This window comes from Rubneribacter sp., from assembly GCF_965361815.1.
The window spans coordinates 1-26,291 of the sequence record NZ_CBDTNW010000141.1; the positions used below are offsets into that span (position 1 = coordinate 1).

21 protein-coding genes and 1 pseudogene are annotated in these 26,291 nt (G+C 67.9%); 17 read left to right on the top strand and 5 right to left on the bottom strand.

From position 1 onward, the window contains the following. On the top strand, positions 1-1,195 hold a 1,195-nt coding region (locus ACWKY3_RS10260), incomplete at its 5' end, for an aldehyde dehydrogenase family protein (protein WP_449316311.1). A gap of 267 nt (positions 1,196-1,462) precedes the next feature. On the opposite strand, the gene ACWKY3_RS10265 is transcribed toward ACWKY3_RS10260, so the two are convergent. Then, complete coding sequence (locus ACWKY3_RS10265; protein WP_449316312.1) at positions 1,463-2,077, bottom strand: cytochrome c3 family protein; 615 nt, start codon at positions 2,075-2,077, stop codon at positions 1,463-1,465. A 102-nt stretch (positions 2,078-2,179) separates the two neighbouring features. Beyond that, positions 2,180-3,868 (bottom strand): FAD-dependent oxidoreductase, encoded by a 1,689-nt coding sequence (locus ACWKY3_RS10270; RefSeq protein ID WP_449316313.1) that lies wholly within the window; start codon positions 3,866-3,868, stop codon positions 2,180-2,182. Positions 3,869-4,168: 300 nt separating this feature from the next. Between ACWKY3_RS10270 and ACWKY3_RS10275 the strand changes: the two genes are divergently transcribed. The 5 genes from ACWKY3_RS10275 to ACWKY3_RS10295 all read left to right on the top strand — a co-directional run bounded on the left by ACWKY3_RS10275 (position 4,169) and on the right by ACWKY3_RS10295 (position 9,178). Further along, a complete protein-coding gene (locus tag ACWKY3_RS10275; RefSeq protein WP_449316314.1) occupies positions 4,169-5,062 on the top strand; it encodes a LysR family transcriptional regulator in 894 nt (297 codons plus the stop codon). A gap of 57 nt (positions 5,063-5,119) precedes the next feature. Further along, a complete protein-coding gene (locus tag ACWKY3_RS10280) occupies positions 5,120-5,788 on the top strand; it encodes a methyltransferase domain-containing protein (RefSeq protein WP_449316315.1) in 669 nt (222 codons plus the stop codon). Between the two features lie 254 nt (positions 5,789-6,042). Then, complete coding sequence (locus tag ACWKY3_RS10285; protein ID WP_449316316.1) at positions 6,043-6,531, top strand: DUF1269 domain-containing protein; 489 nt, start codon at positions 6,043-6,045, stop codon at positions 6,529-6,531. A 175-nt stretch (positions 6,532-6,706) separates the two neighbouring features. Further along, positions 6,707-7,279 (top strand): helix-turn-helix domain-containing protein, encoded by a 573-nt coding sequence (locus ACWKY3_RS10290; protein WP_449316317.1) that lies wholly within the window; start codon positions 6,707-6,709, stop codon positions 7,277-7,279. Positions 7,280-7,465: 186 nt separating this feature from the next. Continuing rightward, positions 7,466-9,178: an AMP-binding protein gene (locus ACWKY3_RS10295; RefSeq protein ID WP_449316318.1), complete on the top strand. Its 1,713-nt coding sequence runs from the start codon at positions 7,466-7,468 to the stop codon at positions 9,176-9,178. Positions 9,179-9,202: 24 nt separating this feature from the next. Here the strand turns inward: ACWKY3_RS10295 and ACWKY3_RS10300 are convergent, their stop codons facing one another. Continuing rightward, the gene (locus tag ACWKY3_RS10300; RefSeq protein WP_449316319.1) at positions 9,203-10,756 is read right to left on the bottom strand and encodes a PucR family transcriptional regulator; all 1,554 of its coding nucleotides are present in this window, start codon (positions 10,754-10,756) and stop codon (positions 9,203-9,205) included. A gap of 240 nt (positions 10,757-10,996) precedes the next feature. Between ACWKY3_RS10300 and ACWKY3_RS10305 the strand changes: the two genes are divergently transcribed. The 11 genes and pseudogenes from ACWKY3_RS10305 to ribF all read left to right on the top strand — a co-directional run bounded on the left by ACWKY3_RS10305 (position 10,997) and on the right by ribF (position 24,022). Beyond that, positions 10,997-13,408 (top strand): molybdopterin-dependent oxidoreductase, encoded by a 2,412-nt coding sequence (locus tag ACWKY3_RS10305; RefSeq protein WP_449316320.1) that lies wholly within the window; start codon positions 10,997-10,999, stop codon positions 13,406-13,408. A gap of 10 nt (positions 13,409-13,418) precedes the next feature. Then, positions 13,419-14,039, top strand: a complete 621-nt coding sequence (locus tag ACWKY3_RS10310) for a 4Fe-4S dicluster domain-containing protein (protein WP_449316321.1) — start codon at positions 13,419-13,421, stop codon at positions 14,037-14,039. A 62-nt stretch (positions 14,040-14,101) separates the two neighbouring features. Next, positions 14,102-15,313 carry an NrfD/PsrC family molybdoenzyme membrane anchor subunit gene (gene nrfD, locus ACWKY3_RS10315; protein ID WP_449316322.1) on the top strand — a complete coding sequence of 404 codons (1,212 nt, stop codon included), beginning with the start codon at positions 14,102-14,104 and terminating at the stop codon, positions 15,311-15,313. A 289-nt stretch (positions 15,314-15,602) separates the two neighbouring features. After that, complete coding sequence (locus ACWKY3_RS10320) at positions 15,603-16,076, top strand: ribosome maturation factor RimP (protein ID WP_449316323.1); 474 nt, start codon at positions 15,603-15,605, stop codon at positions 16,074-16,076. A gap of 25 nt (positions 16,077-16,101) precedes the next feature. Then, the gene (gene nusA, locus ACWKY3_RS10325; protein ID WP_449316324.1) at positions 16,102-17,313 is read left to right on the top strand and encodes a transcription termination factor NusA; all 1,212 of its coding nucleotides are present in this window, start codon (positions 16,102-16,104) and stop codon (positions 17,311-17,313) included. Between the two features lie 24 nt (positions 17,314-17,337). Continuing rightward, positions 17,338-17,622 (top strand): RNase P modulator RnpM, encoded by a 285-nt coding sequence (gene rnpM, locus ACWKY3_RS10330; protein ID WP_449316325.1) that lies wholly within the window; start codon positions 17,338-17,340, stop codon positions 17,620-17,622. A 15-nt stretch (positions 17,623-17,637) separates the two neighbouring features. Beyond that, positions 17,638-20,394: pseudogene (infB, locus tag ACWKY3_RS10335) on the top strand (translation initiation factor IF-2). Positions 20,395-20,689: 295 nt separating this feature from the next. Beyond that, entirely contained in the window at positions 20,690-21,091 is a 402-nt protein-coding gene (gene rbfA, locus ACWKY3_RS10340) for a 30S ribosome-binding factor RbfA (protein WP_449316326.1), read from the top strand. 9 nt (positions 21,092-21,100) lie between these two features. Then, positions 21,101-22,105 carry a DHH family phosphoesterase gene (locus ACWKY3_RS10345; RefSeq protein ID WP_449316327.1) on the top strand — a complete coding sequence of 335 codons (1,005 nt, stop codon included), beginning with the start codon at positions 21,101-21,103 and terminating at the stop codon, positions 22,103-22,105. Next, positions 22,102-23,115, top strand: a complete 1,014-nt coding sequence (gene truB / locus ACWKY3_RS10350) for a tRNA pseudouridine(55) synthase TruB (protein WP_449316328.1) — start codon at positions 22,102-22,104, stop codon at positions 23,113-23,115. Before ACWKY3_RS10345 ends, truB begins: the two co-directional genes overlap by 4 nt. Then, positions 23,099-24,022 (top strand): riboflavin biosynthesis protein RibF, encoded by a 924-nt coding sequence (ribF, locus tag ACWKY3_RS10355; protein ID WP_449316329.1) that lies wholly within the window; start codon positions 23,099-23,101, stop codon positions 24,020-24,022. The genes truB and ribF overlap by 17 nt, the downstream gene beginning before the upstream one ends. A gap of 9 nt (positions 24,023-24,031) precedes the next feature. Here ribF and ACWKY3_RS10360 read toward each other — a convergent pair whose 3' ends face one another. Then, on the bottom strand, positions 24,032-24,730 hold the full coding sequence (locus ACWKY3_RS10360) for a response regulator transcription factor (protein WP_449316330.1): 699 nt from the start codon (positions 24,728-24,730) through the stop codon (positions 24,032-24,034). Between the two features lie 2 nt (positions 24,731-24,732). Further along, entirely contained in the window at positions 24,733-26,202 is a 1,470-nt protein-coding gene (locus tag ACWKY3_RS10365) for an ATP-binding protein (protein ID WP_449316331.1), read from the bottom strand. Positions 26,203-26,291: the final 89 nt, after the last annotated feature.

Consider the following 26,291-nt stretch of genomic DNA (forward strand, 5'->3'; position numbering starts at 1 on the left):
CAAGCCCATCCGCGAGACGCGCGCCATCGACGTGGCGTACTCGGTGGACCACTTCCGCTACTTCGCCGGCGTGCTTCTGGCCGACACCGGAGAGGCCGACATGCTCCCCGGCAACATGATGTCGCTTGTGCTGCACGAGCCCATCGGCGTGGTGGGGCAGATCGTTCCGTGGAACTTCCCGTTCCTCATGGCCGCGTGGAAGCTGGCACCGGTTTTGGCCGCCGGCGACTGCACGGTGTTCAAGCCCTCCTCCACCACCTCGCTCACGGTGCTGGAGCTGGCGCGGCTCACCCAGGACATCATCCCGGCGGGCGTGTTCAACGTGGTGACGGGCCGGGGCAGCAAGTCCGGCCAGTACATCCTGGACAACCCGCGCATCTCCAAGCTGGCCTTCACCGGCTCCACCGAGGTCGGGCGCGACGTGGCGCGCGCGGCGGCCGAGCGGCTCATCCCGGCCACGCTGGAGTTGGGCGGCAAGTCCGCCAACATCATCTTCCCCGACGCCAAGTGGGACATGGTCATGGACGGCGTGCAGCTGGGCATCCTGTTCAACCAGGGTCAGGTGTGCTGCGCCGGCAGCCGCATCTTCGTGCACGAGGATGTCTACGACAAGTTCGTGGCGGACGCGTGCGAGGCGTTCGGCAAGGTGAAGGTGGGCATGCCCTGGGAGGACGACACCCAGATGGGCAGCCAGATCGATGAGCGCCAAGCCGAGAAGATCCTCGAGTACGTCGAGATTGCCAAGCAGGAAGGCGGGCGCGTGCTGTGCGGCGGCGAGCGCTACATCGAGGGCGAGTGCGCCAAGGGCGCGTTTTTGAAGCCGACCCTCATCGAGGTGCCGGGCAACTCCTGCCGCGTGGCGCAGGAGGAGATCTTCGGGCCGGTGGCCGTGGTTATCAAGTTCAAGGACGAGCAGGAGGTCATCGACATGGCCAACGACTCGGTCTACGGCCTGGGCGGCGCGGTGTGGACCCGCGACATCAACCGCGCGTTCCGCGTGGCGCAGGGCATCCGCACCGGGCGCATGTGGGTGAACACCTACAACCAGATTCCCTCCGGCGCGCCGTTCGGCGGTTACAAGGAGTCCGGCATCGGCCGCGAGACGCACAAGATCATGCTGGAGCACTACTGCCAGACCAAGAACATCATGATCAACCTGAGCGAGGAGCCGAGCGGCTTCTATCCGGCGAAGTAGCCTGACGCGCAGGTGCGGGGCGCGCGGCAACGACGCGCCGTTGGGGGCTTGGGACCTGCGAGGGTCCCAAGCCCTTTCTTGCTTTGGCGGTTGTCGGACGATCGGCGCCTCGGCCTTCTTCGCGGGCGGGCGCCGGCAGCGCTTTTTCGGCGCTTGGCCGGCCGCCGATTCTCCCTCTTGACCCTCCTTTGATATTGCAGAGCGCGCCCCCGTCCCTGCCAAGGGGACGAGGGCGCCGTCGCCCCCGGCGTTGGCCGCGAACGCCGCTCATGTGTGGCAGGTGCCGCACTCGTAGACACCGTGATGGTGGCAGTTTTTGCAGACGGTCGGCGCGGTCTGAGCGGCTCCTTCCGCCGTGTGCACCTTGTGGCATGACGAGCAGGAGATGCCCGCGCCCTCGTGGTCGGCGTTTGCGGGCACGTCGTGCGGGTTGACCACGGTGCCCTCGTCGTCGGTGAGCACGGCGCTGTCCGCGGTGGCGGCCTTCAGCTCGTCGATGTCGTGACAGCCGAGGCAGGTGTCTTCGGGCACCTCTGTCTTTTTGAGCGTGGCGCGGCGCTTCTCGGAGTCGAAGCTCACGCCCTCGTGGGCCTCTTGGAGGCCGGGTTCGTCGTTGTGGCACGTCAGGCACTGGCTCTCCAGATCGGCATGCGAGGATGCCGCGCATGCCGGGTCCTCGAACGACGCGACGTCGTTTTCGTGGCAGGCGCCGCAGTCGCTCTCAGCCGACCAGGAGAAAGAGGAGGCGTCCGCGTCCGGTCCGCCGTCCTCCGACGGCTCTGCGTCGCCTGTGGCCGCGCCTGCGTCCAGTCCCGCCGCCAGGCAGCATCCGATGACGGCCAAGGCGAGCTTGCGCCAGGCCGGTCCGTTGTCTTTCGTCATGGGGCGAACCTTTCTTCGCTGTGAACGGAGGCGCGGGCGGGGAGGGAGGGGCCGCCCGCGCCGTGGGAGGGGGCGCCGCGCGGGCGCCCGTTGGAATGGTCGCTACTCGGCGTCCCACGGGTCGAGGGCGGCCGCGCCTTGGCCCGCCACGCGGCCGGTGGACACCGCCTCGCTCACGTTGCCGCCTCCGTTGTACATGTAGGCGTAGATGGAGCCGAACTCGCCTGCCGAGTACAGGCGGGGGATGGGGTTGCCGTCAAGGTCGAGCACCTGGCTTTGGCCGTTGCGCTTGGCCCCGCCTTGGCTGTTGAGCATGCCGAGGGCTATCTCCACGCCGTAGAACGGGCCCTCTATCCTCACGCGCTCGAACGGCTCGATGGCAAGCGACTCGCCGCCGTGCTCGTCGCCGGAGATGTCGTCGGTGCCCTTGGCGGCGTTGAACAGGTAGCTTGAGTACACGGCGGTTCCTCGGCCGAACTCGTCCTCCTCGCCGCTGTCCACCGAGTCGTTGTACTTCTTCAGCGTGGCCGCCAGCACCTCGGGTTCGAATCCCAGCTTTCCGGCCAGCTCTTCGATGGTGTCGGCCTTGAACATGATGCCGGCGTCTATGAGCTCTTGGTTGGTTTGGCAGCCCAGCTCCATGATGACCGGCCAGGACATGTACGTGATGTCCCCCAGGATGTCGACGCTTCCGCTTTGGCCTCCCATGATCATGTACGAGGGGCTGGGGATGTCCAGCAGGGGCCACACGCCCTTGTCCTTCTGCTTGCCGTGGCGTTGGACGGAGCGCGTCTCCTCGTACATGAAACGCTCTCCTTCGCTGTTGACGTAGATGTAGTCGTAGCCTTTCGCGTAGAAAATGGAGCCGATGGGGGAGTCGGGGCTGATCGCGCGCACGCAGGTGCTGGCTGCGGCGTAGCTGTTCATGTGCCAGAGGTCCGCTCCGATGCGCTGGGCCATCTTCACGCCGTCTCCCACGTTGTAGGGCGACCCGAGCGGGAAGGCGTTGGGGCAGCCCATGCTGGCCATGTAGTTCTGCATCATGTCGGGGTTCGACGCGAAGCCCCCGCACGCCATGACCACGCCCCTGCGGGCCTTGAACGCGCGGCCGTCCTCCGTGAGCACCCCGCGCACCTCCTTCGTCTCCCACTCGTGCGCCAGCTCGACGGCGCGGGCGTTGTATTCGAAGCTCACGCCCAGCTCGTCCGCCTTGTCGACGAGCGGTATCCACAGAGACGACATGCCGCAGATGCCGTCGACGTAGTACGTCTTGATGGACTCGCCGCCCTCGGTGCCGGGGAACTCGGGGCGCCCGGCGGTGGCGTCGCCCAATTCGAACCCCAGTTCGTCGGTCAGCCACGCGTAGTTCTCCACGACGCCCTCGGCCCATGCCTGCATGAACTCGGGTTCCACCTCGTAGGGTCCGTTGAGCGTGGTCTGGTACGCAAGGGCGCCCTCCACGTCGTCGGGGATCATGAGCATGTCGCCCGACACGCGCGTGGTGCCGCCGCACTCCTCCTCCGGCGCCGCTTCCAGCACCATGACGCTCTCGGCGCCGGCCATCTTGGCGGCGATGGCCGCGGACAGCCCCGCGCCTCCCATGCCGATGACCACCACGTCGGCCTCGGCGTCCCAGCTCTCGGGCAGGTTGCCCTTGGCGGCTGCGGCCGCCCCTTCGCCGTTGCAGCCCGCCAGGCCGGACGCCGCCAACCCGAGCGCCGCCAGCGTTCCGCCTTTCAGGAAACCCCTGCGGGTGATGCCGGGGCGCGCCTGTTCCTTCGCAGAATCCATGGTTCCTCCTTGCTTTCGGTCCTTTCGGCCTTGCCGGGCGCCTTGCGTCCGGCGACCCTTCGCGGCCATGGTAGGCGCTGTGGCGCGCAACCGGTGTTGAAGGCCGGCCGCTCCTTGAATCCGGCTCGGAATAAAGCCAGGCCGGGCGCGGGCTTTCGCGCTTAGTCCAAACGGGCATGGGCGGCGGGGAATCGGAATAAGGGATCGCTCCTCCAGGGGCCGGGCGGGCGGTATGATGGTGCGGGATACCGGCAAGGGGAATCGGGGCTTCACGTCCGAGACGCAGAGGGGGTGCCGTGCATGGAGCTTTCGCACTGCGAGGAGATCCTCGTGCTCGCCGAGCAGCTGAGCTTCAGCAAGGCGGCGAACCGGCTTTTCATCACCCAGTCGGCGCTGAGCAAGCACGTTGCCGCCGCAGAGAGGGAGGTGGGCTTCCGCATCTTCGAGCGCAGCACCTCCAAGGTGGAGCTGACCGAAAGCGGACGGGCGTTCGTCGAGGGACTTCGCAGCACGGTGAGCGCCTACGAGGTGGCGCTCGAGGAGGGCATGCGGCGCTCGCAGGAGGCGGTGGAGACGGTCAGGGTGGTGGGGCCCCTCACCAACGAGCGCGTCCTTCCCCTTCTGACCGCCGCGCGGGCCCGCATGGTTTCGCCGAAGACGGAGGTGTCGCTGACCGACATAGGGTTGCGCGACGGGCTGGGGATGCTCGCCGAGCGCCGGGCCGACCTCGCCGTGGCGTTTTTCTACGGGGATGGGAGGGAGGGGCTGCGCTCCGAGCACCTGGCCTTCATCCCGTTTGGCGTCGCCTGCTGCAAAGACCATCCCCTGGCGCGCAAAAGCCCGCTGACGTTCCGGGACGTTGCCGCCGAGGCCAGGCACATCACCTCCTACCCCCTTGAGCACCGCTCCGACTACCACGACTTCGTGCGGCGCACGTGCGAACGGCATGGCATCCACGCGCCGATGCGCAACGTGGAGGAGGGGTCGCTGATCCTTCCCGAGCTGAGGGACAGCGTTGTGTTCGGCGTGCATTACCCCGGGTTCGCGCGGCTGGGGGACGACATCGTCTCGCGTCCGCTCGACGAGGGTGAGGATCTGTTCGATCTGCGGATCGTGCGCCGGGAGGGCGAGGGCGGCCCCGCCGTGCTGCGCTTGTTCGACGAGATCGTGAGCGAGTTCGGAGGGCGCGCCTGAGAGCGGGGCGCGCCGCGTTATACTGAGGGGGCGAGCCGAAGAAGGGAAGGGGCGCTCATGGACGGGCGAACGCGTGCGACGATGGAGGCCCACTACGCGGCGCTTTCGCGGGAAGGGGGCCACAGCGCGCGCTGCGATATGCCGCTTCCCGAGGGGCTTTTGGGGAAACGGGTGCTCGACCTGGGTTGCCGCGGCGGCAAAGGGGCGTTCAAGATAGCCGATGCGGTGGGGCCGGAGGGCTTCGTGCTCGGCGTGGACCCGTCGGCGGAGTTCATCGCGCGGGCCGCCTCGCGCGCAGCCGACAGGGACGCGTCTGCGGAACGCGCCTCTCGTCTGGCCTTCGCGCGCGGGTGCTTCGAGGATCTGCGTGCGGCGGGGGCGGCCGACGCGTCTTTCGACGTGGTGGTTGTGAACAGCGTGCTCAACCTGGCGTGGGATTTGCGCTCGGCGCTGCGCGAGATCGCGCGCGTCCTTGTGCCGGGAGGGTTTCTCTTCCATAAGGGCGTGTTCGCGCGGCGCCCTGCGGAGGTAGGTGCAAACGCGGCCCCTCCTGCGGGGCCGGGGGCGTCGGGCGAGTTCGCCCGCGCGCTCGACCGGGCGTCGTTCGAGGCGCTCGTTTTGGGCGCCGGCTTCGCGACGTGCCGCTTCGGCCCGCCTTCGCCTGCCGAGGGCGCCGATGCCGGCTCGTTCTATGCGGCCGTCGTCCGCGCCGAGACCCCGTCGTGATCGCGGCTTCGCGCATCCCTCATCGGTCGCGGCTCGGCGCAAAGCGGCCCGGACGGCGGCCAACCTGCGAATGCGGCTAACTTGCGGGCGCGGCCGGTTTCGCAGCCTCCAACGTTCGCGCTCGCGCCCCGCATCCCACGGGGCGCTGACGCGACGGCAACGGGCGGACGGCGGATGCGCATCCTGCGCCCGCGCCCGGCCTGCGGGCGCTAAGGTGGGGTATCGGAAAAAGCCATCGAAGATAGGAGCTCTCCATGAGTACCCTCCTTGTGCTCGGATACCCGAGCGAGACGGAAGCGAAATCCGCCTACCAGAAGATCCTCGACCTCGATCAGGACCTCATCGTCAGTTTGCAGTCGGTCGCCGTGGTGGCCAGGCGCGCGGGCGGCAAGTTCGACGTCGTCACGCCCGGCTCGAAGGTGGGCACGGGCGCGGTGTGGGGCCTGTTCTGGGGCGTGCTGTTCGGCCTTTTGTTCTTCGTGCCGGTCATCGGCGCGGCGCTTGGCGCGGGCATCGGCGCGCTCACGGGCGCCGTCATGAAGCACGGCGTTGACCGCGACTTCCAGGACCGCGTGCGCGACCTGCTCTCCACCGACGACAGCGCGGCTGTGTTCATGGTGGTGGACGGCATGACCACCGACAAGTTCGTCCAGGCCATCAAGCCGTTCGGCGGCGACGTGCTGCAGACGTCCCTGTCGTTCAAGGACGAGGAGGAGCTCAAGCACGCGTTGTTCCATGAATAGGAACGGGCCGGCCGCGTAAAGCGCCAACGTCTCGGGCCGCCTTCGGGCGGCCTGCCGCGCTCCCCCGAAAGCGCCCTGCGACCGTTTCGCGTCGTGGGGCGCTTTCGTGCGCGGAGGCGGCCTTCCATGAGGTAGAATAGCGAAAACGACCGACTTCGACGAGGGGAGCTTCGCTATGGAAGAGAACCGTCTGGGGAAGAAGATCGCCACGCTGCGCGAGGCGCACCACCTGTCGAGCCAAGATCTGGCCGACCGGTGCGGGCTTGACCTCTCGCTCATCGAAGGGCTTGAGGCGGGGGAGGTGCCGGCCTCGCTCGCGCCGCTCATCAAGATCACGCGCGCGCTGGGCGTGCGCCTCGGCACCCTCATGGACGACGACGAAGACCTGGGCCCCGCCTACATCGACCGCGACCAGATGGCCGAGGTGGAGCGCGCCGCCAGCCTGGAGACCACCTCGGGCGGCGATCTGAGCTACTTCAGCCTGGCGGCCGGGCGCCCTTCGCGCCACATGGACCCCTTCGTCATCACGGTGGACCCCACGGGCGAGGCCGACCACGAGCTGGTGGGGCACGAGGGCGAGGAGTGGCTCTACGGCATGGAGGGCTGCATCGAGATAGAGTACGGCAAGGACCTCTACGTGCTGCATCCCGGCGAGAGCATCTACTACGACTCCATCGTGCCCCACCAGGTGCGCGCCCACGACGGCCAGAAGGCGAAGTTTCTGGCCGTCGTCTATACTCCTATTTAGTTCCGCTGGTCTGCCGACCAGCGGAACTGCTCGACGCTGCGAGCGACCGTGGTGCCCAAACTTCGCGCGATCCCGGAAACTCGCGTACCGCAGTACGCGTCGTTTCCGCGATCCCACGAATCTTGGGCACCACGGTCGCTCTCGCTGACATACTACGTCATCCTGTGAGAAAGTGCAGGTCAAACAATGAATGATATGCATGCTTCCGCGAACGTTGCAACCTCGTCTGAACCCGTCCCGGGCGCTTCCGACTATCCGCTGCATTCGGAAAAGACCATCGGGCGCTACTTCCGCGACCAGGTGGCGGTAGACCCTGACCACGAGTTTGTGGTGTACCCCGACCGCATGCTGCGCTGGACGTACCGCGACTTCGACGAGCGCACCGACAACCTGGCCCGGGGACTGCTCGCCATCGGCCTTGAGCCCGGCGACCATCTGGGCGTGTGGGCGCGCAACATCCCCGACTGGCTCACGTTCATGTACGCCACGGCCAAAATAGGCGTGGTCATGGTCACGGTGAACCCCATCTACAAAAGCCACGAGCTGGACTATGTGCTCAAGCAGTCCGACATGAAGGCGCTCTGCGTCATCGACGCCTACCGCGACGTGGACTACCTGCAGATCATCCGCGACCTCGTGCCCGAGACGCTCACCCAGCCGCGCGGCCATCTTGAGTCCGAGCGCTACCCGTTCCTCAAGCACATCATCTACATGGGGCCGGAGAAGCATCGCGGCTGCTACAGCGTGCCCGAGCTCATCCTGCTCGGCAGCCACGTGCCTGAAAGCGCGCTCGCACAGGCCGAGGAGCGCTTCGACAACAACGACGTGGTCATGATGCAGTACACCTCCGGCACCACGGGCTTTCCGAAAGGCGTCATGCTCACGCACCGCAATATCTTAAACAACGGCTTCTACATAGGCGAGGGCCAACGTTTGGGCGCAGAGGACCGCGTGACGCTGCCCGTGCCGTTTTTTCACTGCTTCGGCTGCGTGCTGGGGGTGATGGCGTGCCTTACGCACCGCTCAACCATGATCATCGTGGAGGACTTCGACGCGGGGCTGGTGCTGCAGGCCATCCACAAGGAGCGCGCCACGGCCGTGTACGGCGTGCCCACCATGTTCATCGCCGAACTCAACCATCCCGACTTCGACACGTTCGACCTCACGAGCCTTCGCACGGGCATCATGGCCGGCAGCCCCTGCCCGCCCGAGACCATGCGCGAGGTCATGGAGCGTATGCACATGCGCGAGATCACCATCTGCTACGGCCTCACCGAGACAAGCCCCGTGTTCACGCAGACGAGCGCCGACGACGACATCGAGCACAAGTGCGAGACGGTGGGCCGCAAACACCCGCCGGTGGACGTGCGCGTGATCGATCCGGCCGACGGACATATTTGCGGTCCGGGCGAGCCGGGGGAGCTGTGCTGCAAGGGCTACAACGTGATGAAGGGCTACTACAAGATGCCCGAGGAAACGGCCAAGGCCATCGATGCGGACGGCTACCTGCACTCCGGCGACCTTGGCACGGTGGACGAGGACGGCTACTACCGCGTGACCGGGCGCATCAAGGACATGATCATCCGCGGCGGCGAGAACGTCTACCCGCTTGAGGTGGAGAACTTCCTGCTCACCATGCCCGGCGTGCTGGACGCGCAGGTGGTGGGCATCCCGGATGCGCGCCTCGGCGAGATCGTGGGCGCGTTCATCCGCACGCGCCCCGGGCACGAGGGCATGACCGAAGAGGATGTGCGCGCCTTCGCCATCCCGCGCATCGCGCGCTACAAGGTGCCCAAGCGCGTGTTCTTCGTGGACGACTTCCCCATGACGCCGTCGATGAAGGTGCAGAAGTTCAAGCTACGTGAAATGGCCGAAGAGCTGGTGCGCGCCGGGAAGTAGGGGCGCCCCCTTCCGCGTCCCGCCTCACGCGAGCAGCCTGAGGGAGAGCAGCAGCCGCAGAAGGTCGGTGCGCTTGGGACGGAGGCTCTCCAGATCCACGCCGCAGACGGCTTTTATTCGCTTGAGCCGGTAGGAGAGCGTGTTGCGGTGGACGAACAGCGCCTCGGCGGTGCGCGTGGCGTTGCAGCCGTGCTCGAGGTAGGCGAGCGCCGTGGCCACGTGCTCGGTGCCGTCGCGCGCGTCGGCCTCCGCAAGCGCCGTCGCGGCGGGGTCGAGCAGCCAGGACAGGTCCGCGTCCGCGGAGAGCCTTCGCCGCACGTCCTCGAGCCAGCAGTCGTCGTAGAAGCGCATGGCCGTGGTCAGAAACCGGTCGGAGACCTCGGGGTCGATGCGGTCGTAGGCGAAGGCGGCCTGGTCGGCGGTCGCGCGCAGGCGGGAGAAATCGTCCGAAAGCGACGAGAAGCCCGCGAGGAACCTCGGCTCGCCGCATTGCGCGTCCGCGGGCCGGAGGTTGTCGCGGAAGCGCGCGAGGGGGTAGTCGGCGTCGCGGGCTATCATGAGGTGCGCGTCCCCGTCCTCCACGAAACGGGCGAGGGGGTAGGTCTCGGCTATGCGGCGCTCCGCTTGCAGATGGGGCCCTTGGCCGCTTGAGGCGCTCGCCTCCGAGAAGCGCACGACGTAGTGGGCGTCGCGCGGCGCCCAGCCCATCTCGGCCAGCCCGTACTCGAGCACGCGCGGGCGCACCGCGTTGCCGGCGACAAGCTCCTGAAGCGGCCCCATGGCCGAGTTCGCTATCTGGGGGTAGGCCCGGCGGGGCAGGATGAGCGCCAGAAGGTCGCCCACGTAGTCGGCCAGCGCGAGATCGGCCGGCCCCAAAGGCGCGTTCACGTCCACAAGCTCGAAGCACCCGTGGTACTGGCCGTCCGCGATCAGGTTGCGGACGAGGTAGGTGCGCTCGCTCGCCTCCCCTCCGGGGACCAGGTAGGCCCGCTCGCAGCGAAACGCGTTCTTCGAGCTTCTCATCCAGGTGTCGAAGTAGACCTCGGTGGGGCACACGCCCGTCTCGATGGCGGGCGTCCAGAACGGGTCGCGGAAGCCGGCGGGCAGGCGGCCGGCCGTCAGCACGTAGTAAAGCGCCGAGTCCGACAGCATGAGGGGGTTGGAAAACATCGCCGCCGCAGCGTCGAACACCTCCTGCAAAGGCGCATCGCGGGCCATGGCCTCCAGCACCGATTCGGACCACGCGTCCAGCCTCATGCGCCATTCCAGCAGGCGCTCCACCAGCTCCCGCTCGTCCGGCGGGCAGGCGCGGGCGGGCAGGAAGGCGGCGGGCAGCCCCCGTCCGTCCGGCTCCCCCTCCGATCCGGTCACAAGGAACGACCCGCCGCCCTCCCACGCCTTCGCGTCGAGGGCGGCGAAGGCCCCGGCCCCTATGACGAACAGGCTCGTCGCCCGCGGGCGGCTTTTCGGCCCGTGCTCCTCCACGCGGTCGAGCGAAAGCGCGGAGTCGTGCTCGAAGCGCTTGACGGGGTCCAGGTCGGCAAGCTCGGCGCATGCGAGGTCGAGGTTGAACTTCACGAGGCGGCCTCCTTCGGGCGGCTGCGCGCAGGGCGGCGGGCGGCCTGCGCGGGAGGGGGGCGGTGTCGGCGGGCGCCGATCCGCATGCTCAATCAGGTGAATCTTACCTCGTTGTTCAAAATGCACAAGAGGGGCGCGGGCAATTTCGGCCGATGGGACGATGACGGCCGAATCTCGCCTGCTTACACTGTCCGGCGGCGAACTCTAAGCAACGAGCGAAACGAAGAGAAGGAGAGGCGCATGGATCTGACGAGGCGCAGGTTCCTCGCGGGGTCGCTGGCCGCGTGCGGGGCCGCTGCGACGGCGGGCATGCTCTCGGCCGACGGCTGGCTCGCGCCGACGAAGGCGTACGCGGGCATCGGCCCGGCGGGCGAGTCGAAGGTCGCCTATGACGAGGAGCGCATCGCGTGCACGTACCACCAGGAGCATTGCGGCGGCATGTGCCCTTTGCGCTGCACGGTGCGCGACGGCCGCCTGGTGAAGGTGGAGCCGAACCACTGCGTTGACGACCGCTACGAGACCATCTGCCTGAAGGGCATCTCCGAGGTCCAACATATCTACGGCGCGGGCCGCGTGCAGACGCCCCTCAAGCGGACCGGCGAGCGCGGCGCGAACGAATTCGTGCAGGTGAGCTGGGACGAGGCCCTTGACGACATCGTGGCCAAGATCCAGGAGATCCAGGCGCGCGATGGCAAGGACGCCGTCATGGTGACGGCGTCGAGCGAGGCGAACTTCCCGTTTCTCGCCGCCGTGCTCGGCGCGCAGACCGGTGGCAACACCGGCATCGACGTGGGCACGGGCAACGGCCTGGACCCCGCCATCGGCTTCGGCGGCGGCTACGCCATGGCCACGGGCGAGGCGCGCGACTGGGTGAACGCGCGCATGGTGCTCACCGTGGGCAGCAACTTCTGCGAGTCCAGCCTGCCGCAGGTGCGCCTGTTCTTCGAGGCCAAGGAGGCCGGCGCGAAGATGGTCGTGGTCGATCCGCACTTCTCCACCACGGCCGGCAAGGCCGACGAGTGGGTGCCCATCGAGCCTGGCACCGACGCGGCGCTGTTTCTGGCCATGACGAGCGTGGTGCTTGACGAGGGCCTGGCCGACGAGGAGTTCATGCGGCTGCACACGTCGCTGCCCTACCTTGTGGACGACAAGGGCGCGCTCGTGCGCGACCACGCCGCCGACCCGGCGGCCGAGCAGCCCGAGACGGGCGATGAGAACCCTTACCTCGTCATCGACTCGGCCACGGGCGCGGTCGCGGCCTACAACCAGGCGGGCGTCGTGCCCGCGCTCTCTGGCGCCGCCGAGGTCAAGGGCGCGAAATGCCGCACGGCCTACGACCTGCTCGTCGAGGGCCAGAAGGACTGCACCCCGGAGTGGGCCGCGGGCGTCACGGGCATCCCCGCCGACAAGATCGTCGAGCTTGCCCGCGCCTACGCTGAAGGCCCCTCGACCATCGCGCTTGGCTGGGGCGGCAACGACAAGATCTCGAACGCCGACGTCGCGGGCCATGCGGCTGCGGTGCTGGCCGGCGTCACCGGCAACGTCTGCAAGCCCGGCGCCAACATCGGCGTGTTCGTGGGCGGCTGCTGGAACGGCCGCTCCACGACGCTCGGCGCGTGGGAGCTGCCCGAGGGGATGGAAAGCGCGACCGACGAGATGGCCGCCTACGACATGCGCGACAAGCCCAACAAGGTGAAGGCCTATATCTGCTGCGGCGACTTCATGGCGCAGCACTTCGCCAACATGTCCAAGACCGAGGACTGGGCGCGCTCGCTCGAGCTCATCGTGTCCATCGACCCCTACTTCACCGAGGGCGCGAAGTGGGCTGACTACGTGCTGCCGGCCACGACCCGTTTCGAGCTGGACGCCCCGGTGGGCAACGCGAAGGTGGGCTACAACCAGGTCGTGCTGCAGAACAAGGTCATCGACCCGCTGTTCGAGTCCAAGACCGACTTCTGGATCCAGAAGGAGTTCGCGCGCCGCCTGGGCGTCGCGGACGCGCTGCCGAAGGACTCCGTCGAGATGGTGGAGGCCCAGATCAGCGGCGCGGAGGACCCCGAGATCGCCTCCCTCACCATCGATCGGATCAACGACGAGGGCAACGGCGCCTGGCCCGTCCCCGGCATTGAGGAGCCGCGCCAGGAGTTCGCCGACCTCGTCTTCGCCACGCCGTCGGGCCGTTTGGACCTCTACTACGAGAACCTGGCCCCCTACGGCCAGGCCCTGCCCCAGTGGGAGGCCCCGAACGAGGCGTACCAGGGAAATCCCAAGCGCGCCGAGTACCCGCTGCAGCTGGCCAACGTCCGCACGCGCTTCCATATTCACAACCAGTTCAACGACGCGCTGTGGATCCAGCAGTACTTCGAGCCCACGCTTGACGCGAACCCCGGCGACCTCGAGGCGCGCGGCCTGGCCACCGGCGATGAGGTGGAGGTGTTCAACGACCGCGGGAGCTTCGCCGTGCGCGTGCACGCCAACCCCGCCATCCGCTCGGGCTCGGTGCGCCTCTGCGAGGGCGCCACGGCCGACTACCTGGCGCGCGGCAACATGCAGTCCGTCACGAACGACGCGCAGGTCGATCGCGGATCCGAGCTCCTCTGCGGGCCGGTCATCCCGTTCTCCGACACGCTCGTCGAGATCAAGAAAGCGTAGGTGACAAGGCATGACGAGACTGTCCATCGCCATCAACCTGGACCGTTGCGTGGGCTGCCACACCTGCGCCAACGCGTGCAAGATGCAGAACAACGTGCCCATGGGCATGCTCTGGAACCGCATCCTCACCAAGGACTGCGACGTCATAGACGGCGCGGTGGGGGAGTACCCCAACCTCAAGCGCGTGTACCTGCCCGTGCAATGCCAGCACTGCGAGACGGCGGCGTGCCAGAAGGTATGCCCCACCGGCGCCACGTACAAAGACGGTTTGGGCCGTGTCGAGATCGACTACGGCAAGTGCATAGGCTGCCGCATGTGCATGGCGGCCTGCCCCTACAACGCGCGTGTGTTCAACTGGGAGGACCCGTCGCGCGAACCCGGCTTCGACTACGGCGACTCGCGCGTGCCCGTGCGCGTCAAGGGCGTGGCCGAGAAGTGCACGCTGTGCAAGGAGCGCACCGACGAGGGCGACCTCCCCATGTGCGTGCGCGTGTGCCCGGCCCGCGCGCGCACCTTCGGCGACCTCGACGATCCCGAAAGCGAGATCTCGAAGCTTGCCCTGTCCGCCAAAGCGGGCCATCTGCTGGAGGAGAAGGGGACGCATCCCCAGCTCTTCTACGTCGGACTCTGACGTTTCGTCGGCCTGACGGCCGCCAAGCTACGCCAACCTGGGGGTCAAGGAAGGAAACCCTTATGCAGTTAACGAAAACCTACAAGATCGCGTTCGCCGTGTTGGGCGCGCTCGTCGCGCTCGGCGTGGGCGCGTACGTCAGCCAGTTCGTCGGCGGCCTCGGCGTCACCGGCATGTCCAACGGCACGTCGTGGGGCCTCTACATCGCCAGCTTCATGTTCTTCGTGGGGCTTTCGGCCGGCGGCCTCATCGTGGCGTCCTCCGCGTCCATCTTCCATGTGACCGAGTACAAGAAGGTGGCCCTGCCCGCCATCATCGTGTCGCTCATCTGCATCTGCATCGCCGGTGCGTTCGTGCTCATCGACCTCGGCGGCATCGTGCGCATCCTGAACCTGTTCGCGTCGCCGAACTTCGTCTCGCCGCTTCTGTGGGACATCTGCGTCATCACCACGTATCTGGTCATCAACCTTATCTACCTGCGTTTCATGACCTCGAAGAAGCCGGGCGCCAAAGAGAAGGTGGCCATCGTGTCGCGCTTCGCGCTGCCCGTCGCCATCCTCGTGCACTCCGTGACCGCCTGGATCTTCGGCTTGCAGATCGCCCGCGAGGGCTGGTACTCCACCATCATGGCGCCGCTGTTCGTGGCGTCGGCCATGGACTCGGGCCTGGCGCTTTTGCTGCTGTCGCTCATCTGGATGAACCGCGCCAAGGTGTTCGCCACCTCCAGGAAGCTCATCGCGAACCTGGCCGGCCTTCTGGCCGTGTGCATCGCCGTGGACGGCTACATGGTGGGCTGCGAGGTGCTCACCATGGCCTACCCCGGCACCGACATGGGTTCGGCCGTGCTTGCCCAGATGACCTCCGGCGCCACCGCGCCCTTCTTCTGGATCGAGGTCGTCGTGGGCGTCATCGTGCCGTTTTGCATCCTTGTGTTCGCCAAGAACCGCCGTCGCACGGGCCTTGTCGCGCTTGCGTGCGGCGGCGTGGTGATAGGCGTGTTCTGCAAGCGTATTTGGCTTCTGTTCACCAGCTTCATCTACCCCAACGTGTCCGGCGCGCCGGGCCTCATCGCGGGGTCGAGCGCTTCGCGCGGCGCCGGCGGCATGGACGGTTGGGCGGTGGCCAGTTCGTACGCGCCCTCGGTCAACGAGGTGCTCATCGTCGTGGGCATGGTCGCGCTCGGCATTTTGGCGTTTCTCGTGCTCGGCAAGCTTTTGCTGAGCTACGATCCCGCCCAGGCCGCCGACGACGACGCGGACGCAAAGGCGCGCTGAGGCCGCGCGCGGGCGGGCCGGCCGTCGCGCCGGCCCGCCTGGCCCGCCCGTCCAAACGCGCGCCCAAATGTGGGGAACTTGCGGGCGGGGATGCGCCCGCGCTAGGCAAACGGCCTTGGGTGTGGTATAAAAGCAAGGCAACGCAGCGGCATGCGGGCGCCGCACGCACCATACTTTCGACGCATGAGAAAGTGGGCTTGTTCCCGCTTTCTTTGTTTGTAAGGGCCTCACCCCGCGCGGCGGGGGGCGGGCCGAAGAGACGGGGTCCGGACGGAGAAGGAGGACGCACGTGCTTGGCAGGAAGGAACGGCAGCTGCTCGACGCGCTGGCTCCCCGTGCGGAGGCGGAGGGCGTCGAGATCGTCACGGTGGAGGTGGCGGGCGCCAAGAAGGCGCCGACCATCCGCGTGTTCATAGACACGCCCGACGGCGTGAGCTTCGACGAGCTGTCCTCGGCGCAGGCGTGGATCAACGCCATCATGGACGAGCTGGATCCGTTCCCCGGCGCGTACATGCTCGAGGTGTCCTCGCCCGGCATCGACCGGCCGCTGCGCACGATGGAGCACTTCGCGCGCTACGTCGGGCAGCCCGCCGTGATCAAGACGCAGCCTCGGGAGGGGCGCGGCTCGTGGACGGGCGTCATCGAGAAGGCCGAAGACGACGTCGTCACGCTCGACGTCGACGGGCAGGCCGTGGACATCCCGCTTGACACCATCAAGCGCGCCCACTTGAAGGGCACGATCGACTTTGGCTCGAAGGCTTGAGCCCAAGAGGAAAGGAAGCGAAGACGTGGCAAGTTCAGAACTGATAGAGGCCTTGCAGGCGCTGGCCCACGAACGGAAGATCGACGAGTTCTACCTCATCGAGCGCCTGGAGCAGTCGCTCGCGCGCAGCTACGAGCGCATCCTCGACCTCGAGTGGGACGCTCGCGTGACCATCGACCGCCAGACGGGGCATATCTACGTCTACGAGCTTGTTCCCGTGGGGGAGCCCGACGAGGAGACGGGCGAGTACAGCGAGTTCGAGGAGCGCGACGTCACGCCGGCCGACGTGAGCCGCATCGCGGCGCAAAACGCCAAGGGCGTCATCGCGTCCATCGTGCGCGAGGCCGGCCGCCAGTCCATCTACGAGGAGTTCTCCGGCCGCGTGGGCGACCTTGTGACGGGCACGGTGCTGCAGGGCACCCCCGACTTCACCATCATCAAGATCCGCGACGGCGTGGAGGCGGAGCTTCCGCACTACGACGCCAAGCGCAACCCCAGCGAGCGCAACGAGCGCCCGGCCGGCGAGCACTACCGTCACAACCAGCGCCTCAAGGTGCTCATCATCGAAGTGCGCGATCCCAGCTCCGACGCCCCCAAGGTGCGCGGCGAGCAGGCCCGTCCGGCCATCGTGGTGTCGCGTACGCATCCCGACCTCATCCGTCGCCTGTTCGAGATCGAGGTGCCCGAGATCTACGACGGCGTGGTGGAGATCAAGTCCATCGCCCGCGAGCCGGGCGCGCGCAGCAAGATCGTGGTGGCCTCGCGCGAGGCCAACCTCGATCCGGTGGGCGCGTGCGTGGGCCCGAAGGGCAGCCGCGTGCGCATGGTGGTCGAGGAGCTGCGCAACGAGCGCGTCGACGTCATCCAATGGGCCGAGGACCCGGCGGTCTACGTGGCCAACGCGCTGTCGCCGGCGAAGGTGACGCGCGTGGTCATTGACGAGGACAACCACTACGCCACCGTCGTGGTGCCCGACGACCAGCTTTCGCTGGCCATCGGCAAGGAGGGTCAAAACGCCCGCCTTGCCGCGCGCCTGACCGGCTGGCACATCGACATCAAGAGCGCGAGCTTCACCGGCGAACCCCTTTCGCCGGAGGGCAACATGCTCATCGACGAGGAGGCCGACGACGAGGCCGGATTGTGCGCCTACGTGGGCGAGGACGGCGCCCGCTGCCGCAACCACGCGCGCCCGGGCGGCCGCTATTGCGGCATCCACGCCGACCTCGAAGAGGCGTAACGGACGCGGAGAGGGGTTTTGGGCGTGGCGACGGCAACGGGCAAGCGGCAGCGCAGCTGCGTGGCGTGCGGGAGGCAGGCCGACAAGGTCGCGCTCCTGCGCATCGTGCGCGATCCGTCCGGCGCCGTGTCCTTCGATGCGACCGGCCGTGCGCCGGGCAGGGGGGCGTACGTCTGCTCCGAGGAGTGCTTCGCCGCGGCTTGCAGGAAGAAGAAGCTCGACCGAGCGCTCAAGGCGACGCTTGACGACGATGCGCGCAAGCGCATCGCCGCCGGGGTCGCGGCGGTGGCGCGCGAAGCGAGACAGTAAGTAGAGGAGTGGTATATGGCCAGCATGCGAGTACATGAGTTGGCGAAGGAATTCGACATGTCGAGCAAAGAGCTGCTCGACAAGCTGCACGAAATGAAGATACCCGCGAAAAGCCATGCGAGCATGCTCGCCGACGCCTACGTCGCCAAGATCCGCAAGAACCTCGAGCCCGAGATCAAGCAGCGCGCCGGGCAGCTTGAGGACGAGGAGGCGAAAAAGCTCGCCGAGGAGCGCGCCGCCGCCGAGCGCCAGCGCGCCGAGGAGGAGCGCGCCCGCCGCGAGGCCGTGGAGCAGGAGCGCCGCGCCCGCGAGGCCGAGCGCGCCCGCCGCGTCGCCGGCGGCCCCTCCGCCGACGCGCCCGCGGAGGCGGGCGAGGCGCCCCGCCCGCGCAAGGCCCCGGCGCCCTCGCCGTTCGAGAGCCTTGCGAGCCAGATAGAGAGCGAGAAGGAGCGCGTCGCCCGCGAGGCCGCCGAGGCCCGCATGCGCGCGCGCCAGGCCAAGATGGCGGCCGAAGTGGCCAAGAAACAGGCGGTCGAGGAGGCGCTGCGCCATCGCAACGCCAAAGGCGGCAAGCCCGCGCCGGCGCCGAAGAAGCCCGCGCCGGTCCTGGGCGCCAAGAAGTCCGGCTTCGATTCGCTGCTCTCCCAGATAGAGGCTGAGAAGCAGCGCATCGAGGCCCAGAAGCGCGAAGCGTCGGCCGCAGGCGGCGCGGCGCGCGGCGGCGCCCGCCCCGAGCGCGGCTCCAAAAAGCACGGCAAGCGCGGCGCGCGCGTGGAGCAGATCGTTCCCGAGCTGGAGATCCAGCAGACCCAGCCCGAGGACCGCTACGCCCAGATGGCCGTGCAGGCCGAGAAGCTGCAGCGCGACAAGGTGCTTGCCGAGGCGCGCGCGGCCGTGGCCGCGGCCACCTCGCACGAGGGCGAGGGCCGGCGCAAGAAGCGCAAGCAGAAGCGCGAGGCCGAGAACCGCGAGCGCTTGGAGATGGAGGCGTTGGAGAAGGGCCTCGATCCCGAGCTTGTGCTCGATGACTCGGTGGTGGAGATTCCCCAGGGGTCGACCGTCGCCAAGTTCGCCGAGCTTCTGGGCGTGCAGCCCAACGACGTGATCAAGCGCCTGTTCATGCTGGGCCAGGTGCTCACGCTCACCCAGTCCATGAGCGATGACTTGGTGGAGCTTATCGCCGACGACATGGGGCGCAAGGTGCGCGTCGTGTCGCCGGAGGAGGAGTACGCGGTGGTCTACCACGACAGCGAGGAGGACCTCAAGCCCCGCCCGCCCGTGGTCACCGTCATGGGTCATGTCGACCACGGCAAGACCTCGCTTCTGGACGCCATCCGCCACACGGGCGTGGCCGAGGGCGAGGCCGGCGGCATCACCCAGCACATCGGCGCCTCGGTGGTGGAGATCGACGGCCGCCAGATCACGTTCATCGACACGCCGGGCCACGAGGCGTTCACGGCCATGCGCGCCCGCGGCGCCCAGGTCACCGACGTCATCGTGCTGGTGGTGGCCGCCGACGACGGCGTGATGCCGCAGACCATAGAGGCCATCAACCACGCGAAGGCCGCCGACGTGCCGGTGGTGGTGGCCGTCAACAAGATAGACAAGGCCGGCGCCAACCCCGACCGCGTGCGCCAAGAGCTCACCGAGTACGGCATCATCCCGGAGGAGTGGGGCGGCCAGAACATGTTCGTGGAGGTGTCGGCCAAGCAGCGCCTGCACATCGACGACGTGCTGGAGACTATCCTTTTGCAGGCCGACGTGCTGGAGCTTCGGGCCAACCCCGACGCCGAGGCGTCCGGCTTCGTCATCGAGGCGAACCTGGACAAGGGCCGCGGCCCGGTGGCCACCGTGCTCGTGTAGCGCGGCACGCTCCATCCGGGCGACGCGGTGGTGGCGGGCACGTCCTACGGGCGCGTCCGCGCGCTGGTGGACCCGCGCGGCAAGCACGTGGACGCGGCCGGCCCCGCCGACCCGGTGGAGATCCTCGGCTTGTCGAGCGTGCCCACCGCCGGCGACGAGTTCCGCGTGTTCGCCGACGAGCGCGACGCCCGCAAGCTGGCCGAGGAGCGCGCGCTGCGCGCCCGTTTGGCCGAGCAGGAGACGAAGTCCCACATGAGCCTGGATGACCTGTTCAACCGCATCGAAGAGGGCAAGCAGACCGATCTCAACCTCATCGTGAAGGCCGACGTGCAGGGTTCCATCGAGGCTTTGCGCGACGCGTTCGAGAAGATGGACCAGTCCGAGGTGCGCATCAACATCGTGCACTCGGCCGTGGGCGGCATCACCGAGACCGACGTCACGCTGGCCTCCGCCTCCGACGCCATCATCATCGGCTTCAACGTGCGCCCCACGGGCAAGTCCAAGCAGCAGGCCGAGAAGGAGAAGGTGGACATCCGCCTGTACCGCGTCATCTACCAGGCCATCGAGGAGATCAACGCCGCGCGCGTGGGCCTGCTCTCGCCGGAGATCGTGGAGGAGGACACCGGCATCGCCGAGGTGCGCGAGACGTTCAAGGTGCCGAAGGTGGGCACCATCGCCGGCTGCTACATCACCGAAGGCGAGATCCACCGCGACGACAAGGTACGCATCGTGCGCGACGGCACGGTCATCTTCGAAGGCGTGATGGCGTCGCTGCGCCGCTTCAAAGACGACGTGAAGTCCGTGAAGCAGGGCTACGAGTGCGGCATCGGCATCGAGAAGTTCCAGGACCTCAAGGTGGGCGACACCATCGAGGGCTACCAGGTGAAGGAAGTCGAGCGGACGGAGTAACGGAGGTTCCGCCGGCCTTACGGCCGGCGGAATGGGCCGACGCTGCGCGGCATCGATGCACCCCATCTTGCCGCTCCAAGCCCTCGTCGCGTACGAAGTACGCTTCCTCGGCCTTTCACGGCAATCTGGGGCACCTCGATGCCGCTCGCTGACGTTACGAACGACCAGCATTGTGCATCGGGAAACCCTCGGGTTACCGTTGTCGAATCCAAGCGCCCGTCGACCGTCCCGTGATACACTGGACGCGACGGGCGCGTTTTGCGCACAACCCTTCGACCGTTTAGGAGGCGGCACCATGAAGCAGGGTTCGTCTAATCGCAAAGTGAACGAGCAGGCCCGCGAGGTGATTGCGAGCATTCTTCTGTTCGAGATCTCCGATCCGCGCCTTTCCCTCGTCACCATCACGGGTTGCGAGGTGAGCTACGACCGCAGCGCGTGCAACGTGTTCTACACCACCGAGCCTGAGCGCTACGAGGACGTGGCCGAGGCGTTCGGCAAGGCGGCGGGCCGCATCCGCTCGCTCATGGCGCGCGAGCTGTCGTGGCGCGTGGCGCCTGATCTGCGCTTCCATCTGGACAAAAGCGTGGACGAGGCCGAGCGCATAGCCGTGGCGCTCAAGCGCGACGCCGCGCGCAACGCCTCCGCGCCGACCGAGGCCGACGTGCCCGCCGATGCCGACCCCCTTGCCGGGGAGTAGGGAGGCCCCGTGGCGACCACGCCTCAGACCAACGCCGATCTTGCCGCCATAGCCTCGGTCCTCAAAGGCTGCGACGACATCGTCGTCTGCGGCCACGTGAGTCCCGACGGGGACTGCCTGGGCTCGCAGCTCGGGCTGGCTGCGGCGCTCAGGAGCCTCGGCAAGCGCGTCGCGTGCCTGCTCGCGAAGGACGAGCCTGCCGACGAGCGGCTCTCCTTCCTGCCCGGCTTCGCCGACCTGATCCCCGCCGCGCGCTACGAAGGACCGGCGCGCGCGTTCGTGGCGGTGGACGTGCCCACGCGCGAGCGCATCGGCGAAGCTGCCGCCGCGTTGCTTGACGCCTGCGAGACGTCCGTGACCGTGGACCACCACGCGGCCGACTTCGCTATGACCGCGCTCGCCTACGTCGATCCTGACGCGGCCTCCACGACCGTGCTCGTGTGGGAGCTGGCCGGCCTGCTTGGGGCGGACCGCGCGGGCGACGTGGCGACGTGCTGCTACACGGGGCTTGTCACCGACACGGGGCGTTTCCAGTACCAGAACACCGACGCGGCGGCCCTGCGGGCGGCGGCCGAGATGGTAGAGGCGGGCGCGGACCCGGCGGCCGTGTCGCGCGCCGTGTTCCAGAACCGCTCCGTGCCCTCGGCGCTCCTCGAGGCCCGCGCCGTGGAGCGCATGAGGCTCTGCGTCGGCGGCGCCGCCGCGTTAAGCTGGCTTTCGCAGGCGGACTTCGAGGCGCTGGGCGCGGCCAAGGCCGACGCAGAGCCTGCTGTGGACGCGCTTCGCTCGGTGCGGGGCGTGCGCGTGGCCTGCATGCTGCGCGAGCAGGACGGCGCCGTGCGCGGCAGCCTCAGGGCCAAAGACGGCACCGACGTGGCCTTTCTCGCCCGAGAGCTGGGCGGCGGCGGCCATCGGGCGGCCGCCGGGTTCACGCTGGAGACGGGGCTTGAGGAGGCGACGGCCCTTCTGGAGCGCCGCCTTGCCGATCTGCTGGAAGGAGATCGCCTGAAGTGAAGAGGGGGACGTCGGGGCTTTCGTTGGTCGTCGGGGTGAACAAGCCGGCGGGCATGAGCTCACACGACGTGGTCAACCGGTGCCGCTCCATCTTCGGAGAGCGCCGTGTGGGCCACACCGGCACGCTCGACCCCATGGCCACGGGCGTGCTTCCCGTCTGCGTGGGTCCGGCAACGCGGCTGGGGGCGTATCTGACCGGGCACGACAAGCGCTACCGCGTGAAGGTGGCCTTCGGCGCGGGAACCGACACCGACGATGCCGAGGGTCGCGTGACGCGCACGGGCCCGGTTCCCGAGCGCGTGCTGGACCCGGAGTTCGCCGCCGCGTTCGTGGCGGGCATGGTGGGCGCGGGCAGGCAGATGCCGCCGGCGTACTCGGCCGTGAAGGTGGGAGGCAGGAAGTCCTACGAGGCGGCGCGCGCCGGCACCATCATCGACCTGGCCCCGCGCGACATCGTGGTGCACGACGCGCGCCTTGTCGGCGTGTCCGAGGGCGAGGGCGACGAGCTTGCGTCGTGGGAGGTGGACTTCCACGTGTCCAAGGGCACCTACATCCGCGCGCTCGCGCGCGACATGGGCCGCGACCTGGGGTGCCCGGCGCATGTGGCCGCGCTCGAGAGGACGTGCCTGGGGCTTTTGCCCCTGGAGGAGTGCGTGAGCCTGGAGGCGCTCGCCGACCTCAAGGACCGCGCGGCGCTCGATCCGGTGCGCCTGCTCGGCGTGCGGTTCCTCTACGTCCAGGGCGAGGAGGCGGCCAAGGTGGCCAACGGCGGGGCGATCCCCTCCAAGGGCCGCGCGCTCTACGAGCGCAGGCGCTCCACGTCGGCCCTGGAGATGTGCGCCTGCACGGCGGGGGTGCGCCCGAGCTGCGAGGGGCCCGCCGACGGCGAGACGGTGGCGGTGATAGCGGACAACAAGCTGGTCGCGCTGTATGCGTTCGACGGCGCGCGCGGCTGCTACGCCGCGCGCTGCGTGTTTCAGACGGGGGTGTCTCGTGGCAGGGATATATAGGGTGGACGGCTCGTTCGACCACGGCTTCTTCTCCGGCGCGTCGTGCGCGTTCGGCGTGTTCGACGGCGTGCACCGGGGGCATCGGTTCTTGTTGGAGCGGGCGCGCGAGACGGCGCGCGAAAGCGGCGGGCGCAGCGTGGCGCTCACGTTCGACATCGACCCCGACGAGGTGTTCCACCCCCGGCGCCTCAAAAAGCTCATGACCAACGACGACCGTCTGGCCATGCTGGCGTCTGCCGGGGTGGACGCGGTGTGCGTGCTGCCGTTCACGCGCGAGTTTGCGGCCTCGTCGCCCGAGCGCTTCCTGCTGCAGACCTTCGACGGCACGCCGCCGGCGTTTCTGCACGTGGGGTCGGACTTCAAGTTCGGTGCGCGGGCGGAGGGCACGGTGCGCGACCTTGACGCGTGGGGGGCGGCGGGCGGCGCGCAGGTGCGCGCGCATCATCTGAAGAGCGCCGACGGCGCGCCCATCACGGCGACGCGCATCCGCCTGCTTCTGGCCGAGGGCGCCATAGAGGAGGCGAACCGCCTGCTGGGGCGCGCGTACTTCGTGACGGGAACGGTGGAGCCGGGGCGCGGCGAGGGCGCCGACATGGGCTTCAAGACGGCGAACCTCGAGGTGCCCGAGCAGCTGCGGGCGCTTTCCGACGGCGTGTACGCGGCCTGGGCCGAGGTGGACGGCGCGCGCTACAAGGCCGCCGTCAACATGGGCGTGGCCGCCACGTTCGCCGATCGCGCCACCGCCACCTGCGAGGTGCACCTGCTCGATTTCGAGGGCGATTTGTACGGGCGCTCCATCAAGGTGGAGTTTTTGCACTGGCTGCGCCCCATGCGCAAGTTCGACGACGTGGACGAGCTCATCGCCACGGTCAAAGGCAACATCGCCTGGGTGCGGGCGAACCTGTAGGGGGAGGGCTCAGTCGCCCAGCCGGTACCCGAAGCGCCAGACGGTCTGGAGCATCTTCGGATGGGCGGGGTCGGCCTCTATCTTCTCCCGGATGTGGCGGATGTGGGTGGGGATGCTCACGGAGGAGTGCAAATAGCCGATGCCCCACACGTGCTCGATGATCTCGTCGGCGGTGTACACCTCGCCCGGGCGCTGGCTCAGCAGCGAGAGGATCTGGAACTCCTTTTTCGTGAGGTCGATCTTCCTGTCGTCCACGAACACCTCGAAGCGCAGGACGTCTATCCTGAGGCTTCCGACCGTGCGCACGGCCTGTTCGCCCCAGGGGCTGGCCTGGCCCGCTCCGTGGGATGCGGACCGTCTGAGGAGCGCCTCGACGCGCAGGAGGAGCTCCTCTTCGTTGAAGGGTTTGACAAGGTAGTCGTCTCCGCCTGATCGGAATCCGCTCTTCTTGTCGGCGATGTCGCTTTTCGCGGTCAGGAACAGCACGGGCGTCCGCGCGCGGGACTTCCTGATGATCTCGCACACCTCGAAACCGTCGAGCTTGGGCATCATGACATCGAGGATGGCGATGTCGGGCCGTTTCTCGTCGAAGGCGGACAGCGCCTGGATGCCGTTTCCCGCCTCGCACACCTGGTAGCCGGCCTTCTTCAGGATGATGCCTATGGCCGCCCTGAGCCGCTCGTCGTCATCCGCAACAAGAACCATCATGCTTATGCCTCCTCCTCCGACGCTTCCTCGACGTTGGGCGCCGGCACGACGAAGTCGAACCGGCTTCCGCAGCCGACCGCGCTCTCGACTGAGATCGAGCCTCCAAGCGCGGTCACGAGGCTCTTCGACAGGGCCAATCCCAGCCCGCTTCCCATGGCGTTGCGCTCCCGGGCGGCATCCGCTTGGACGAACCGATCGAAGACGCGCGCCAGCTCGTGCTCGGGTATGCCGCATCCGGTGTCCGAGACGGCGACGGACAATCGGCCCTCGCTTCGGTCGTAGCGGGCCGAAAGCTCGACGCCGCCCCCTTCGTCCGTGAACTTGACGGCGTTGCCCAGCAGGTTCGCAAGGACTATCCGAAGCGCCTGGCTGTCGCTTCTCACGATGGGCATCTCGCGCTCGATGTCAAACGACAGGGAGACGCCCTTGCGGGAGGCGGCGGGCTCCACGGCGGCCCTCACTATCTCCACCACGTCCACCAGATCGACCTCCTCCTCCACGAACTCGAATCTTCCCGCTTCGAAGCGGGCCGTGTCTATCACGTTGTTCACCATGTCGAGAAGGACCATGCCGCTTTCCTTGATCTCCTCTACGTAGCCCTTCTCCTCCTCGGTCCTCACGTTGGGGGAGCTGGCGAGTATGTCGGCGTAGGCCATGATCGACGAAAGGGGCGTCCTCAGCTCGTGGCTCACCATGGCCAGGATGTTCGACTTCGCCTCGTTCTCGTTTTTCAGCTGGGCGTTCGCCTGCATCAAGGGGGCGGTGACCCAGCGGCGCAGCATGAGCCGCACAACCGCCACCACCGCCGCCGTCAGGCAGAGGAAAAACGCCAGGCTTTGGGCCGTCCGCGCGCGCATCTCGCCCTCGTAGCGGCTCATCGGTATGGATATGCTCGTGACGCCGGCCAGATCCCCCATCTGCATGCCCTCCTTGCGGAATCCGGTCAGGTCGTACTCGCCCGCAGGCTCGCCGTGGCATGCGAGGCAGTTGCGGGATATGTCTATTCGCGAGACGTAGCGGAAGAAGGATTCGCCGCCTCTGTCCTCCATGCCGAAGCGCTCGGTCTCCTCCGTGGTCTCGAAAAGCTCGATGGCCTTTGACTCGAACTCGTCCGGCTGGTCGGTGGAGGACCTCGGGTTGTCCCGCGCGTAGCGTATGACGTAGCCCTCCGACTGCGCGGTGAACTTCTGGGCGATGTCCTTTCCGGCGACGGAGCAGTACACGCCCTTGAAGTCGAACCGCCCGGTGGAATCGTAGTTTATGGCGTCTTGCACCTGGTCGATGTAGGCCCAGGCCGCTTTCATCTCGACGTTGAGCGTGCGGGCCTCGGCAAGGGCCTTGTCCTGCATGAACGCGTCGCTGGTAAGCGACAGCCACGCCAAGTACAGCATCGCGCACGCAACGATGACCAGCGCCACGGACGCGGAGAACCGCGCAGTGAGGCTCAAGCGCCCCGAACGTGCCGCCGCCATGGCAACCCCCTTCGCATGTTTTTGCGGACCGACGTCCCGTCGCCTCCCCCTTGGAGCGCGGGCGGCCCGGGGACGAAACCGTCCCCGGG